Below are 14,251 nucleotides of genomic sequence, written 5' to 3' on the forward strand. Positions count from 1 at the left end.
GGAGGTAAACCTTGTACAGAGCGGACGGTAAACCTTGTACTGATCGTTATCGTCACACTAAGGTCGGTGCAGGGCGACCGGGCCACGTCCCTCGACGGGGCCCGAGGTCAACGACGACGGACGAACCCAAGGAGGCGGGACGTGGCCAGGATCCGGCTGCAGGACGTGGCCGAGCGCGCGGGCGTCTCGATCAAGACGGTGTCGAACGTCGTCAACGGCAAGGGTTCGATCACGCCCGAGACCCGGCTGCGCGTCGAGGAGGCCGTGGCCCACCTCGGCTACCGGCCGAACATCGCCGCGCGCCACCTGCGCCGCGGACAGAGCGGGATGATCGCCGTCGCGCTCCCCGAGCTGACCCAGCCCTACTTCGCCGAGATCGCGTCCGAGCTCGTCCGCGCCGCCCAGGCCAAGCAGATCACCGTGCTGCTCAACCAGACCGGCGGCGAGGCGGAGAGCGAGCGCGCGATCAGCGACGGCATCGACATGCCGCTCATGGACGGCCTGATCATGAGCCCCCTCGCGCTCACCGCCGCTGACCTGCGCCACCGCACCGACGCTGCCCCGCTCGTCCTGCTCGGCGAGCACGTCGGTGACGACTCTCCGTTCCCGCACGTCGCGATGGACAACCGGGCCGCGGCCGCCGCCGCCACGGCGCACCTCGCGTCGCTCGGCCGCCGCCGGATCGCGGCGATCGGCGCCAAGCTCCCCGCCGGTCCGGACAACGCGCTGCCCCAGGAGACCGCCGAGCTGCGCCTCGAGGGCTACCGCCGGGCGCTCGAGGACGCCGGCCTGCCGTGGGACCCGACCCTCGTCCAGACCGTGCGCGAGTTCCACCGCGCCGACGGCGCCGACGCCATGCACGCCCTGCTCTCCCTGCCCGAGCCGCCCGACGCCGTCTTCTGCTTCAACGACCTGCTCGCCCTCGGCGCCCTGCGCGCCCTGCGCGACCACGGCCTGCAGGCCCCGGACGACGTCGCGGTCATCGGGATCGACGACATCGAGGAGGGGCGGTTCAGCTCGCCCAGCCTCACGACCATCGCGCCCGACAAGCGGGCGATCGCCGAGACGGCGCTCACGCTCCTGCTCGAGAACCGCTCCGAGCCCGGCCACGAGCCGCGCACCATCCTTGTCGACTACGAGCTCGTGGTGCGCGAGAGCACCGCGGGCACCGGAGGACTGCCATGACCACGTCCCCTGCCCGCCCGCGGGCCACCGCCCAGGACGGCACCTACCCCCGGCCCCAGCTGCTGCGCGCCCGGTGGGCCGACCTCTGCGGCCCCTGGTCCTTCGCGGCGGACGCCGCGGACGTCGGGATGGACGACGCCTGGTACACCCCGGGCGCCAGCGGCTTCGACGCGACCATCCAGGTGCCCTTCCCGCCCGAGTCCCCCGCGTCCGGGATCGGTGCGACCGGCTTCGAACCGGTCGTCTGGTACCGGCGCCAGGTGACGCCCGCGGACCTCGCAGCCGCCGGGCTGCACACCCAGGGCGACCGGGTGCTGCTGCACTTCGGCGCCGTCGACCACACGGCCGACGTGTGGCTCGACGGCCAGCACGTCGGGCGCCACGAGGGCGGGCAGACGCCGTTCTGGTGCGACGTCACCGCGCAGGTGCGGGCGGCGACCGGTGACCTCACGCTCGTCGTGCGCGCCCAGGACGACCCGCACGACGCCGCGATGCCCCGCGGCAAGCAGGACTGGCACCGCGAGCCGCACTCGATCTGGTACGACCGCACCACCGGCATCTGGCAGCCCGTCTGGCTCGAGGCCGTGCCGCGCACCCACCTCGCGCGGCTCGCCTGGCACGCCGACGTGCCGGGCGCGGCGGTCGACGTCGCGGTGCGGCTCTCGCAGCGACCCGCTCCCGGCACCGAGCTCGTCGTGCGGATCGAGCACGACGGCGAGGTGCTCGCCGAGCAGCGCACCCGGATGCTCGACCAGGAGCTGCGCGCGCGCCTCGAGCTCGCCCGACAGACGAACGGCCAGCAGTACGAGGAGCTGTTGTGGAGCCCGGACCGCCCGACCCTCCTGGACGCGACGGTGACCGTCGCCGTCCCGGGCGAGGCGGACGACGTCGTCGGCTCCTACCTGGGCCTGCGGAACGTCGCGACGGGCGACGGCCACCTGTGGCTGAACGACCGGCCGTTCTACCTCCGCTCCGTGCTCGAGCAGGGCTTCTGGCCGCAGACGCACCTGGCGGCGCCGAGCGCGGACGCGCTGCGCGCGGAGGTCCAGCTGATCAAGGACTTGGGCTTCAACTCGGCGCGCGTGCACCAGAAGGCCGAGGACCCGCGCTTCCTGTTCTGGGCGGACACGCTCGGCCTGACGCTGTGGGCGGAGACGGCCAACGCCTACGCGTTCTCGCCGCGGTCCGTCGAGCTGCTCACGCGCGAGTGGCTCGAGCTCGTGCAGCGCGACGTCTCGCACCCAAGCATCATCGCGTGGGTGCCGCTCAACGAGAGCTGGGGCGTGCAGCACGGGTCGCACGACGTCGCGCAGCAGCACTACGGCCTCGGCCTCGCGCACCTGACCCGCGCGCTGGACCCGTCGCGGCCCGTGATCTCGAACGACGGCTGGGAGCACACGGACTCCGACCTCTGGACCGTGCACGACTACGCCGAGCGCGGCGAGACGCTGCGCGCGCGGTACGGAACTCCGGAGGCGGTCGCGCGCCTGCTCGACGGCGTCGGCCCGGCCGGGCGGCGCATGCGCCTGACCGACGTGCGCGCCGACGTCGACCGAGGCCAGCCGGTGATGCTCACCGAGTTCGGCGGGGTGAGCTACGCGGCCGACCGCCCCGACGCCTGGGGCTACTCGACCGCGCGCGACGCCGAGGACTTCGAGGCGCGCGTCGGCGAGCTGCTCGATGCCGTGCGCGACTGCGCGCCCCTGGTCGGGTTCTGCTGGACGCAGCTGACGGACACCGGCCAGGAGACCAACGGACTGCTGCACGCCGACCGCTCCCCCAAGCTCCCGATCGAGACCCTGCGCCGCCTGGTCACGGGCGAGGGGTAGGGCGGTCGAAGATCGCGAGCAGCTCGCCGATCTCCTGCGTGGCCGTCGTCGGGTGCCGGAAGTGCTGGTGGGAGTCCACCGTGTAGTGGCTGCGCCGGCCGACCTTGCTGCGCCGCAGGTAGCCGGCCGACTCGAGGTCCTTGAGGATCGCCAGCGTCGCCCGCGCGCTGATCCCGACGCGCGCGGCGATGTCGGCGACGCGCGCGTCGGGGTCGCCCGCCACGGCGAGGAGCACGTGCCCGTGGTTCGTCAGGAACGTCCAGCCGGGGCGGTCCTCGGCACTGTGCTCGTCAACCATGGTGTCAGTGTCCTCGGGCCTTCTCGGTGGGTCGGTTGCCCCAGACGGGCTCGAGCTGCGCGTCCTCGTCGGCCGTGGCCACGCGGAACGGCGGCTCGGTCAGGGTCGGCAGCGCTCGCCGGCCTTCGCCACGGGTGGCGCGGAGGCTGAGCAGGATCGACGTCGTGAGGATCGTGACGACGACGGCCAGGGAGATCGTCGTCGGGATGTAGAAGACGTCGATCTTGAGGAGCATCTTGACGCCGACCCAGATCAGCACGAGCGCGAGGCCGATCTTGAGGTAGACGAACCGGTGGATCAGGTCCGCCAGGAGGAAGTACATCGCACGCAGGCCCAGGATCGCGAACGCGTTTGCGGTGAATACGAGGAACACCTCGTCGGTGACCGCGAAGATCGCCGGGATCGAGTCGACGGCGAAGACGACGTCGGTCACCTCGATCAGGACGAGCACGGCGAGCAGCGGCGTCGCGAGCAGCACACCGCGGCGCCGGACGACGAGCCGCTGCCCGTGGTACGCCTCGGTCATGGGGACGAACCGGCGGAACGCCCGGAGCACGGCCGAGCGCTCGGGGTCCAGGTGCTCGTTGCGCTGGCGGATCATGCGGTAGCCGGTCCAGAGCAGGAACGCGGCGAAGACGTACAGCACCCAGGAGAAGTTCTCGATCAGCACCGCGCCCGCGGCGATGAACACGCCCCGGAACACGAGCGCGCCGACGACGCCGAGGAACAGCACCCGGTGCTGGAACTCCCGGGGTACCGCGAAGTAGCTGAAGATGATCGCCCACACGAACACGTTGTCGACGGCGAGCGACTTCTCGATCAGGTAGCCGGCGAAGTACTGCTGCGCGTAGTCCGCGCCCCAGACCTGCCAGACGACGACGCCGAACGCGACGCCGAAGGCCACCCAGACGCCGGACCACACGGCCGCTTCACGTACGCCGATGACGTGGGCGCGGCGGTGGGCGAACAGATCGATCGCGAGCATCGCGACGATGACGAGCAGGACCGCAGCCCACACCCAGACGGGGACATCCATGACAAGACCCTTCCGATCGTGATGATCGGAGGTCTCTCCCGGCCCCGACGGACCCGCTCGCCGGGCCGAGGCCGGATTGACGACGAGACGTTGGCGGGATACTCCCCTCCCTGTGCGAACAAGTGAAGCACGCTTCACCTGTTTGGGCAAGGGGCGGTCAGTGCAGGGCGATGATCCCGGTGCACACGGCCAGCACGAGGACCACTGGTGTCATCACGAGCCGCTCGGGCCGGCTGCGGGAGATGCCGTTCATGAGCACGCCCAGCGCGAAGTAGGCGAGCAGCACCCACGCACCGACGCGTGCGACGGCGTCGGGCACCGCATCCACCAGGCCGGCGCGGTCGAGCAGGACCGCGGCGAACAGCGCGTACAGGACGATCGAGACCGCGCTACCGATCCGGAGCCCTCTCGGAAGCCGGCGCTCGTGCTGGCCGCCCCAGGCGAAGCGCCCCCAGGGGGCCCCCAGCGCCAGCGCGAGCTGGAAGACGGCGAGTGCCGCGAGGAGAGCGGAGGCGATGAGCGCTGCCGTGGTGTGCACGGGCAACCTACCTTTCGACGGACGCGCCCGATCTCTTCCCGGCTAGGGGTTCGTCTCGACGGCGATCGGTCCGACGCCGAGGCGGGCCGCGAGCGCCCTCGCGTCGTAGGGCGCGCGGACCTTCATGTCGTTGTCGAAGTAGACGTAAGCGTCCCGGCCCGCGTCGAGCCAGCCCTGGACCGTCGCCGCCCAGCGATCGAGGGCGACGTCGTCGTACCCGCTCGCGTAGAGCTCGGTGTCGCCGTGTAGACGTACGTACGCGAAGTCCGCCGTGACAGCCGTGAAGAAGGGCCAGCGGCCCGCCGTGTCGGCGACCGCCGAGGCCACACCGTGCCGCTCGAGCAGCGCGAAGTAGGCGGGGTCGTCGAACGTCGGGCTGCGGACCTCGAGGGCGTGGCGCAGCGGGCGGTCCTCGTCGGTCGTCAGCCAGGTGCGCCCCTCGACGCGGGCGTCGTGCCGAGCCGCGAGCGCGGCTGCCTCGGTCGTGGTGCGCGGGAGCTGGGCGAGGAACGCGTCGAGCACCTCGGCGTCGAAGGGCACCCGCTCGGGCAGCTGCCACAGGAACGGGCCGAGCTTGGGCCCGAGCGCGAGCACCCCTGAGGCGAAGAAGTTCGCGAGCGCCACCTCGATGCCTCGCAGGCGGAGCATGTGCGTGATGAACCGCCCGCCCTTCACCGCGAACGTGAAGTCCGACGGCGTCTCGTCCCGCCAGGCGGCGTAGCTCTCCGGGCGCTGCAGCGAGTAGAAGGAACCGTTCAGCTCGATCGAGCCCAGCTGGCGCGAGGCGTACTCGAGCTCGCGTCGCTGCGCGAGACCTTTCGGGTAGAAGTCGCCCCGCCACGGGGCGTACCGCCACCCGGAGATTCCGACCCGCGCCACGCCTGCCATGCGGCCGAGGCTAGGACGCGGCACCGGGCCTCGCGACCGCACCGCGGGCTTGGCGCTCCCGGGGCAGCTCGTGGAGCACACTCCTGACCGGGCTAGGCGGACGAGAGTGTGCTCTGTGGAGCCGGCTCGGCTGCGGGGTGGGCGGTTGACGCGTCCGGCGGGCGCGTGGTCGGGTGGCGCGTGGTCATCGACGGAGAGCGGCTCGAACGGCACCGGGTGGTCTCCGCCGCGCTGGGGCGTGCCTCGGACGACGAACTCGCCGCCCTCGTGGTCGGGGCGCGTCCGCTCGGGACGGGCATCGGCGGGAGCGCCGCGGTGGCCGACGTCGACGGCGCGCCCGTCTTCGTCAAACGCGTCCCCCTGACCGACCTCGAGCGACGGCCGGAGTACAAGCGCTCAACCGCGAACCTCTTCGGGGTCCCGGCGTTCTGCCAGTACGGCGTCGCGCAGTACGGCTCGCCGGGGTTCGGAGCGTGGCGCGAGGTCGCAGCGCACGAGCTCGCCAACGGGTGGGCCCTGGCGGGGAGCATCACGTCGTTCCCGCTGCTCCACCACTGGAGGGTCCTGCCCGGGGCCGCGCCTCCGGCTGCGGAGCACGCCGACATCGAAGCGGCCGTCCGGTACTGGGACGGGTCGAGCGCCGTCCGGGACCGGCTGCGCGCGCTGGCCGAGGCGACCACCAGCGTCGTGCTGTTCGAGGAGCTCGTGCCGCACACGCTCGCCGACTGGTTGGCGGTGCAGCTCGCCATCGGGACCGAGGCGGTGGTCGCGGCATGCGAGATGGTCGAGTCGTGGCTGCTCACCGACGTGCGCGCCCTGGCCGACCACGGGCTGGTGCACTTCGACGGGCACTTCGGCAACGTCCTCACCGACGGCCGCCGGCTGTATCTGGCCGACTTCGGCCTCGCGAGTGCGACGTCGTTCGACCTGTCCCCGCAGGAGCGAGATCTGCTCGGGCGTAGCCGGCACCACGACCACGCCTACGGCCTGATGCGCCTGGTGAACTGGATCGTGACGCACGTGTGCGGCATCGTCGGCCCGCCCGACGCCCCCACCCAGCGGCGCAACGCGTTCGTCCGCGCGTGTGCCTCAGGCACCGAGCCCACCGGCGCCCCGTCCGCGCTGGCGGCGATGCTCCGCCGGTACGCCCCGGTCGCTGCGCTCATGAACGACTTCGTCTGGCACTTCTACGGCACGAGCCGCACAGGGCCGTACCCGGACGGCCAGATCGCCCGAGCCCTGGCGAACGCCAGCCTCTGAGCCGGGGCCGCATCCCGCGACCGCACGACAGAGCACACTGCTGCTCGGGTCAGCCGATCAGGACTGTGCTCTAGCCGGGGTCTCCCGGGAGCACGAGCGCCTCGATCTCGGGGCCGCTCAGCGACGGGAGGGAGCGCAGCGTGGCGTCGACGTCGTCGGTGACCGCGGCGACGGCGCTCCGGAGGTAGGCGTCCATGCAGAAGCCGGGGAAGAAGGCTCCGGACTCGGCCAGGGAGAGCGTGTAGGCGACGTACGTCCCGGTGCCGTCGACACCCTCCCGGTCGCGGTCCACCGCGAGCCATGCGGGGAAGCTGTGGGTCAGCGACCACTCGACGGCGGGCACATCAGCGTTCCCCATCCCCAGGTCCGCATGCGTCCGGCCGTCGGCGGCGACGACGGTGTAGTGCTCCCAGTGCTCAGGGCCGAACTCCGGCGTGCCCGCCCACGGCTCGATGCTCGCGACCTCGATCCACGCGTCGACGGTGGCGAGGTAGCCAGCGGGATCTGGCCGGTCGATCGCGGCGTTCCCGCACCCGGAGAAGCCCTCGACGAGGTCAGCGAGCGGCGCGTCAGGCGGCAGCGACCGCGGATCGGAGCTGCAGGCGACCAGGCCGAGCACCAGCCCGACCGAGATCCACCATCCCGATCTGCGCATGATCCCCCTCTCGCCGGCGCCCCGAACCTAGCGCTCCGCAGCGCTCGCCCACCAGAGCACACTCCTGCTCGGGTGTGCCGAGCGGGAGTGTGCTCTGGCGGGCGCGGCGGGGCGCGGGGCGCCGGGCGAGAGGAGCTCAGCGCGCCAGGCGGCTGATCCTCAGGTAGTCGAACTCCGACGTCGCTCCCGCGCCGCCGTGCGAGATCAGGCCCACCTTGACGTCCGAACCCTGCGGGAAGGTCCACACGCCGCCGGCGATCCACGTCCGGCCGTCGGTGCTGGTGAACGCCTGGACCTCGCGCTCGCCGCGACGGTCGGTGCGGTGCACGAGGCGCAGCCACGTGGTCTCGGCCGGCGGGCCGACGATCGTCCCGCCGTACGCGAGCCTGCCCGCGTACGGCATCTCGGTGCCGAACTCGGTCTGCCGCGTGTTCCAGATCGCGACGTGCGAGAGCCTGGCGAACCGGTCGTCGTCGACATAGGCGATCAGACCGCCCTGCTGGTAGTTGCGGATCTCGTCCGTGCCGAGGTCGATCGTCAGCTTGGTCTCCGCCACCCAGTCACCCCGCGGCACGTCGCGCAGCAGGACTCCCGCGTCGTTGCCGGAACCCGACAGGTCCGCCGCCTCCGTGGGCCAGCGGAGCGCGCCGTCGGCCACCGTCACCTCGGGATCGCGCAGCACCGTCCACCCGGCACCGAGCGCGTCGCCACGGAACTCGTCCGAGCTCACCAGGCGTCCGGGCCGGGGCGTCGGGACGACCTTCGTCGACGGCCGCGCCGCGGCGAGCACGCTCAGGTTGTCGACGTCGGCCGCGCCCTCGGCGACGACGGCGCCGGCTCGCCCGGTGAGGACCGTGCGGCGCGGGAGCTCGGCGGTCGCGAGGGCGACCGGGTCACCCAGCCGCGCGTGCGAGACCTCCGCGGTGACCTCGGAGCCGCGCACGGTCAGGGCGACCGCGTGCCAGGTCGTCGCGTCGAAGTCGTCGGGCAGGGCCGAGGTCGCGAGGGTCGACGAGCGGCCGCGCGTGACCAGCTCGAGCCGCAGCGCACCGTCGTCGACGACCGCCCGCAGCGACGTCCCGCGATGCCCGTAGGCCTTGCCCTTCGTCGTCCTGCCCGTGCGAGTCTTCGCGCCGGCGTCCCCCACGACGAGGCCGTAGACCCCGCCGTCGGAGCGGAGGTCGGCCTCGACCCGGACGCCCCGCCTGCTCGAGGGCGCCGACGTCGTGAGCGTCGCGTCCTGCCCGCGGCGCACTGTCCCGACGGCGTGCTGCCCGGCGTCCCCGGCGTCGTCGTCGGCGAGCGTCCAGCGTCCGTCGGTCCGCCACGTCCGCGGGATTCCGTCGGAGAAGTCGGTCACCGTCCGCCCCGAGGCGACCGGCGCCTTCTCCCGCCCGTCGGACGCCCACGCGCCCCCGCGGGTCGTGGGCCAGCCGTCGATCCAGTCGAGGCGGTCGATCAGCATGGGTCGCTCGTTGATGCCGTCCGTGCCGTCGAGGTACGGGTCCGCGCGGTCGATCGCGTGGTAGACGATCCAGTCCTGCCCGGCGAGGTCGGTCACGACCGCGTTGTGCCCGGTGCCGACCCACTCGTTGCCGTTGGGGGCGAGCACGGGAGTGCCACCGGCCCGCGACTGGTCGAGGGGCACGCCCTCGCGGTCGACGTACGGCCCGGCGAGGTCGCGCGAGCGGCCCACGTGCACGCTGTACCCGGTCGTCGGACCGGCGCAGCAGTTGGCCGACGACGCGAACAGGTACCACCAGCCGTCGCGCTGGACGACGTAGGCGCCCTCGTACTTGTTGTCGACCGCCACCCGGGTGGGGTCACCGACGGCGCGCGTGCCGTCGTCGGACAGCTCGGTCACGTAGATGCCGCCGTAGTACGAGCCGTAGAACAGGTGCTCGGTGCCGTCCGGGTCGACGACGTGCGAGGGGTCGAACGTCCACAGGTAGTCGCCCGCTCCCCCGGCGCCCGGGCGCGGGCCGACGACGGGGCCGCCCGAGTCCGTCCAGGGCCCGGTGGGTGTGGGCGCGGTCGCGACGCCGATCGCGTTGTCGTTGGGCTCGTCGGTCACCGTGGTCTCGGTGATGACGTAGTAGAGCCGGTACTGGCCGTCGACGTAGCGGATGTCGGGCGCCCACAGCGCCGCGCCGCGTGTCGTGTCCGCCCAGGCGGGCAGGGTGTCCTCGGTGAACGCGTCGCCGACGTACTCCCACGTGACGAGGTCGGTCGACCGGGACACGGGCAGGAGATGCCGCGTGCCCTCGCCCTCCCGGAGCGGGTCGGTCGTGCCGTAGGCGTACCAGTAGCCGTCCTTGCCGCGGATGACCGCGGGGTCGGCGAACGTGTCCGCGAAGGTGTCGCTCACGGCGTTCCGGTAGGTCTGGGCGGGCGAGCCGCGGCCGGGGGACGCGTCCGGCGTCGTGCCGGACGCGGGCACCGTGAGGCTCAGCCCGACGGCGAGCGAGGAGGCAAGGGCCAGGGCCCGCAGGGGGAAGGTCGTGCGCATGAGAGGGTCCGCCGATCGTCGTTGAACGGGATGACCTGTCCTTTATAGCCCCATTCCAACGTTTACGCACGCATGATTCCGGGCGCGACAAGACCCGCCGCGACGTCGGCCGCTCAGGCGGACCAGCCACCTGTCGGACGGCGCGGGCGGGAATTGACATCCGCGTCAAGGGTAAGGGTAGCCTCACCTCAACCAGTGCACCTCCTGTGCACTCCCTCACGCTCTGGAGCCTGATCGATGACCTCGCGCCTGACTCGCGTCGCCGCCGTCCTGACCGCCGCACCGCTCGCCCTGGCCCTCGTGGCCTGTTCGAGCGAGGAGACGGTGACCGCCGCGGGCACCGGCGCCGGGGCCGCGACGGCCATCTCGATCGAGGACAACCACGGCACCGTCGAGGTGCCCGCGGACCCGCAGCGCGTCGTCGCGCTCGACAACCGCGTCTTCGAGACGCTCAGCTCCTGGGACGTCCCGCTCGTCGCGGCGCCCAAGGGCCTCATGGGCCAGGGTTTGTGGCCCGAGTACGTGGACGACGAGGGCGTGCTCGACGTCGGGACGCACCGCGAGCCCAACCTCGAGTCGGTTGTCGCGGCCGAGCCCGACCTCATCATCGGCGGCATGCGGTTCGCGGACCACTACGGCGACCTGGTGGCCCAGAACCCCGACGCCGCCGTGGTCGAGCTCAGCCCGCGCGAGGGCGAGGACCTCTCCGCCGAGATCGTCCGCCAGGTCGAGACGCTCGGCACGATCTTCGGCCGCGAGGCCGACGCCGCGACGATCGTCGAGGCCTACGAGCAGGCCATCGCGGACGCGACCGCGGCGTACGACGGGGAGAGCACCGTCGTCGGGCTCATCACCTCGGGCGGCGAGATCGCTTACAGCGCGCCCGTCACGGGCCGCAGCATCGGCATGCTGTTCCCGACCCTCGGCCTGAAGCCCGCCATCGAGCAGGCCGCCGAGGACACCTCGCACGGCGACGACATCAGCGTCGAGGCCATCGCCGCGGCCGACCCCGACTGGATCATCGTGCTCGACCGCGACGGCGCGGGCGTCGGCGAGGGCGAGTACCAGCCGGCCAAGGAGCTCATCGGCGGCTCGGAGGCGCTCGCGTCGGTGACCGCAGTCGAGAAGGGCCAGATCATCTACCTGGACCCGAGCTTCTACCTCACCGAGGACATCCAGTCCTACACCGCGCTCTACGAGCAGATCGCCGACGCGTTCTCCGCCGCCGGCTGACCCTGAGCTCATGACGCTCACGCCCACCACGGGCACCGCACAGGCCGGGCTGGCCGCAGCCGCGAGATCCTCGCGGCTGCGGTCGCCCGGCCTGCTCGGCGCCGCCCTCGTCACGCTCGGCCTCGTCGTCGTCTCGCTCTTCGTCGGGGTGTACGACCTGCGCGCCGAGGGCGGCGGCGAGATGTTCCTCATCACCCGCCTGCCGCGGACCCTCGCGCTCGTCCTCGCGGGCAGCGCCATGGCCGTGAGCGGCCTCGTGCTGCAGCAGCTCACGCAGAACCGGTTCGTGGAGCCGACGACGAGCGGCACCAGCGAGTGGGCCGCGCTCGGCCTGCTCCTGTCGGTCCTGCTCGTGCCCACCGCGAGCCTCAGCACCCGCATGGTCATCGCGAGCCTGTCGGCCTTCGCCGGGACCATGATCTTCATGGCGATCCTGCGCCGCATCGAGGTCCGCACGACCCTCGTGGTGCCGGTCGTGGGCATCATGCTCGGTGCGGTCGTCAGCGCGCTGACCACGCTGATCGCGATCTCGACCAACTACCTGCAGCTCATCGGCACCTGGTTCATGGGCAGCTTCACCAGCGTGGTGCGCGGCCAGTACGAGGTGCTGTGGGTGGTCGTCGTGGTCTGCCTGGCCGTCGTCGTGCTGGCCGACCGCCTCACGGTCGCGGGCCTCGGCAAGGACGTGGCCACCAACCTCGGGCTCAGCTACGACCGGCTGATCCTGCTCGGCACCGCCCTCGTGGCCGTCGCCTCCGGGGTGACGACCGTCGTCGTCGGCTTCCTGCCCTTCCTGGGGCTCATCGTGCCCAACGCGGTCTCCCTCCTGCGCGGCGACGACCTGCGGTCCAACCTGCCCTGGGTGTTCCTCGGCGGGATCGCGACCGTGACCGTGTGCGACATCCTCGGCCGCCTCGTGCGCTGGCCGTTCGAAGTGCCGGTCGCGATGATCCTCGGGATCGTGGGCGCGGTCATGTTCATCGGCCTCGTGCTGCGGGTTCACCGCCGTGGCTGAGGTCGCGGTGGCCGCCCCCGTCACGGGCCCGCCGCCGTCACCGACGCCGCTGGCCGCCGGCTCGCGCTGGCGCGCGGTCACCGGGTCGTACGCCTTCCGCCTGAGCGCCGTGAGCGCCGTCGCCGTGGCCGCCGCGATCGGCATCCTCGTCTACGGCAACCCCGCCGAGCCCGGCACCCGCGGGTTCTGGATCATCGTGGAGAGCCGCTTCGCCTCGGTCGGCACGATCCTCGTGGTCGCGTTCTGCCACGGCATCGCGACCGTCATCTTCCACACGGTCACGAACAACAGGATCCTCACGCCGTCGATCCTCGGGTTCGATGCCCTGTACCGGGTGATCCAGACCGCGCTGGTGTTCTTCTTCGGCGCGGGCACGCTGGCCGCGACCGACGGGCTCGGCAAGGTCGCGCTGCAGAGCCTGATCATGATCGCGTTCGCGTCCTTGCTGTACGGCTGGCTGTTCACCGGCACGAGGGCGAGCCTGCACCTGCTGCTGCTCGTCGGCGTCGTGCTGGGCATGGGCTTCGGCTCCCTGTCGACGTTCATGCAGCGCCTGCTCACGCCCAGCGAGTTCGACATCCTCACCGCGCGGCTGTTCGGCAACATCAGCGCGTCGGACTCGTCCTACCTGCCCTGGGGCGCGCTCGTGTGCGTCGCCGTCGGCGCCGTCGTCTGGCGCCGACGGTACGTGCTCGACGTCGTCGCGCTCGGCCGGGAGACCGCCACCAGCCTCGGGGTGCGGCACCAGCGCGAGGTCATGCTCACGCTCGTCCTCGTCGCGGTCCTCGTGTCGGTCTCGACCTCGCTGGTCGGGCCCATGACGTTCTTCGGGTTCGTCGTCGCGATGCTGACGTACCAGGTGGTCGGCACCAGCGCGCACTCGCGCACCCTGCCCATGGTCGTGGCCGTCGCGGCCGCGACCCTGCTCCTCGCGTACTTCGTGCTGCGGCACGTGTTCTACGCCGCCGGCCTGATCTCGGTGATCATCGAGTTCTGCGGCGGCCTGATCTTCCTCGTCTACCTGCTCCGAAAGGGCCTGCGGTGATCACCCTCCACGACGTCGCCAAGACGTACGGCGACGTGCACGCCCTCGGGCCCGTCGACCTCGAGATCCCCACCGGGGGGCTCACCGCGCTCGTCGGCCCCAACGGCGCCGGCAAGTCCACGATGCTCACGATCGTCGGGCGCCTGCTGTCCGCCGACTCCGGGCGGGTCACCGTGGGCGGGCTCGACGTCGTCACGTCCCGGCCGCGCGACCTCGCCCAGCGGCTGGCGATCCTGCGGCAGGAGAACCACTTCGTCGCGCGCCTCACCGTGCGCCAGCTCGTGGCGCTCGGCCGGTTCCCGCACTCCCAGGGCCGGATCACCCGTGCCGACGAGGCCGCGATCGACACCGCGCTCGAGTTCCTCGACCTGGTGGACCTGCAGCGCCGGTTCCTCGACGAGCTGTCCGGCGGGCAGCGCCAGCGGGCGTACGTCGCGATGGTCCTCGCCCAGGACACCGAGTACGTGCTGCTCGACGAGCCGCTCAACAACCTGGACATGCAGCACGCCGTGTCGATGATGGCCCGGCTGCGGCGCGCCGCCGACGAGCTCGGCAAGACCGTCGTCGTCGTCGTACACGACATCAACTTCGCCGCCGCGTACGCGGACCGGATCATCGCGATGACCGAGGGGCAGATCCGCTACGTCGGGACGCCGGCCGAGGTCATCACCACCGAGACCCTCACCGACCTGTTCGCGACGCCGGTGACCGTGGTCGACGGGCCCGGGCACCCGCTCGCGGTGTACTACCGGCCGTAGGC

13 protein-coding genes are annotated in these 14,251 nt (G+C 72.1%); 7 read left to right on the forward strand and 6 right to left on the reverse strand.

The window, feature by feature from the left end; all coding sequences use genetic code 11:
• Positions 1-141: 141 nt before the first annotated feature.
• Together BMZ30_RS10010 and BMZ30_RS10015 are read left to right on the forward strand one after the other, a co-directional pair.
• Positions 142-1,185 carry a LacI family DNA-binding transcriptional regulator gene (locus BMZ30_RS10010; RefSeq protein WP_093378117.1) on the forward strand — a complete coding sequence of 348 codons (1,044 nt, stop codon included), beginning with the start codon at positions 142-144 and terminating at the stop codon, positions 1,183-1,185.
• On the forward strand, positions 1,182-3,014 hold the full coding sequence (locus BMZ30_RS10015; protein ID WP_093378120.1) for a glycoside hydrolase family 2 protein: 1,833 nt from the start codon (positions 1,182-1,184) through the stop codon (positions 3,012-3,014). Before BMZ30_RS10010 ends, BMZ30_RS10015 begins: the two co-directional genes overlap by 4 nt.
• Here BMZ30_RS10015 and BMZ30_RS10020 read toward each other — a convergent pair.
• The 4 genes from BMZ30_RS10020 to BMZ30_RS10035 form a co-directional block, all read right to left on the reverse strand.
• On the reverse strand, positions 2,998-3,312 hold the full coding sequence (locus tag BMZ30_RS10020; protein WP_093378123.1) for a helix-turn-helix transcriptional regulator: 315 nt from the start codon (positions 3,310-3,312) through the stop codon (positions 2,998-3,000). The genes BMZ30_RS10015 and BMZ30_RS10020 overlap by 17 nt on opposite strands.
• A gap of 4 nt (positions 3,313-3,316) precedes the next feature.
• Positions 3,317-4,348, reverse strand: coding sequence for a TerC family protein (locus tag BMZ30_RS10025; protein WP_093378125.1), 1,032 nt, complete (start codon positions 4,346-4,348; stop codon positions 3,317-3,319).
• A gap of 157 nt (positions 4,349-4,505) precedes the next feature.
• Positions 4,506-4,886: a hypothetical protein gene (locus BMZ30_RS10030; protein ID WP_093378128.1), complete on the reverse strand. Its 381-nt coding sequence runs from the start codon at positions 4,884-4,886 to the stop codon at positions 4,506-4,508.
• Positions 4,887-4,928: 42 nt separating this feature from the next.
• Entirely contained in the window at positions 4,929-5,774 is an 846-nt protein-coding gene (locus BMZ30_RS10035) for a DUF72 domain-containing protein (protein ID WP_093378132.1), read from the reverse strand.
• 180 nt (positions 5,775-5,954) lie between these two features.
• Between BMZ30_RS10035 and BMZ30_RS10040 the strand changes: the two genes are divergently transcribed.
• Positions 5,955-7,034, forward strand: coding sequence for a BUD32 family EKC/KEOPS complex subunit (locus BMZ30_RS10040; RefSeq protein ID WP_093378603.1), 1,080 nt, complete (start codon positions 5,955-5,957; stop codon positions 7,032-7,034).
• A 70-nt stretch (positions 7,035-7,104) separates the two neighbouring features.
• Here the strand turns inward: BMZ30_RS10040 and BMZ30_RS10045 are convergent, their stop codons facing one another.
• Together BMZ30_RS10045 and BMZ30_RS10050 are read right to left on the reverse strand one after the other, a co-directional pair.
• A complete protein-coding gene (locus BMZ30_RS10045) occupies positions 7,105-7,689 on the reverse strand; it encodes a hypothetical protein (protein ID WP_093378135.1) in 585 nt (194 codons plus the stop codon).
• A gap of 136 nt (positions 7,690-7,825) precedes the next feature.
• The gene (locus BMZ30_RS10050) at positions 7,826-10,198 is read right to left on the reverse strand and encodes a glycoside hydrolase family 43 protein (RefSeq protein WP_093378139.1); all 2,373 of its coding nucleotides are present in this window, start codon (positions 10,196-10,198) and stop codon (positions 7,826-7,828) included.
• Positions 10,199-10,435: 237 nt separating this feature from the next.
• Between BMZ30_RS10050 and BMZ30_RS10055 the strand changes: the two genes are divergently transcribed.
• The 4 genes from BMZ30_RS10055 to BMZ30_RS10070 are packed head-to-tail and all read left to right on the forward strand — an operon-like array spanning position 10,436 to position 14,249.
• A complete protein-coding gene (locus BMZ30_RS10055; protein ID WP_093378141.1) occupies positions 10,436-11,431 on the forward strand; it encodes a siderophore ABC transporter substrate-binding protein in 996 nt (331 codons plus the stop codon).
• Between the two features lie 10 nt (positions 11,432-11,441).
• Entirely contained in the window at positions 11,442-12,446 is a 1,005-nt protein-coding gene (locus tag BMZ30_RS10060; RefSeq protein WP_093378144.1) for an ABC transporter permease, read from the forward strand.
• Positions 12,439-13,491: an iron chelate uptake ABC transporter family permease subunit gene (locus tag BMZ30_RS10065; RefSeq protein ID WP_229828724.1), complete on the forward strand. Its 1,053-nt coding sequence runs from the start codon at positions 12,439-12,441 to the stop codon at positions 13,489-13,491. The genes BMZ30_RS10060 and BMZ30_RS10065 overlap by 8 nt, the downstream gene beginning before the upstream one ends.
• A complete protein-coding gene (locus BMZ30_RS10070) occupies positions 13,488-14,249 on the forward strand; it encodes an iron ABC transporter ATP-binding protein (protein ID WP_093378146.1) in 762 nt (253 codons plus the stop codon). Before BMZ30_RS10065 ends, BMZ30_RS10070 begins: the two co-directional genes overlap by 4 nt.
• The last annotated feature ends 2 nt before the right edge of the window (positions 14,250-14,251 follow it).

It is taken from the genome of Flavimobilis marinus (assembly GCF_900113055.1).
GTDB classification, from domain to species: domain Bacteria; phylum Actinomycetota; class Actinomycetes; order Actinomycetales; family Cellulomonadaceae; genus Flavimobilis; species Flavimobilis marinus.

Coding starts and splice junctions, on each gene's coding strand:
- BMZ30_RS10050 (WP_093378139.1), bottom strand. CDS start 10,198: ATGCGCACGACCTTCCCCCTGCGGGCCCTGGCCCTTGCCTCCTCGCTC.
- BMZ30_RS10035 (WP_093378132.1), bottom strand. CDS start 5,774: ATGGCAGGCGTGGCGCGGGTCGGAATCTCCGGGTGGCGGTACGCCCCG.
- BMZ30_RS10025 (WP_093378125.1), bottom strand. CDS start 4,348: ATGGATGTCCCCGTCTGGGTGTGGGCTGCGGTCCTGCTCGTCATCGTC.
- BMZ30_RS10020 (WP_093378123.1), bottom strand. CDS start 3,312: ATGGTTGACGAGCACAGTGCCGAGGACCGCCCCGGCTGGACGTTCCTG.
- BMZ30_RS10060 (WP_093378144.1), top strand. CDS start 11,442: ATGACGCTCACGCCCACCACGGGCACCGCACAGGCCGGGCTGGCCGCA.
- BMZ30_RS10045 (WP_093378135.1), bottom strand. CDS start 7,689: ATGCGCAGATCGGGATGGTGGATCTCGGTCGGGCTGGTGCTCGGCCTG.
- BMZ30_RS10015 (WP_093378120.1), top strand. CDS start 1,182: ATGACCACGTCCCCTGCCCGCCCGCGGGCCACCGCCCAGGACGGCACC.
- BMZ30_RS10055 (WP_093378141.1), top strand. CDS start 10,436: ATGACCTCGCGCCTGACTCGCGTCGCCGCCGTCCTGACCGCCGCACCG.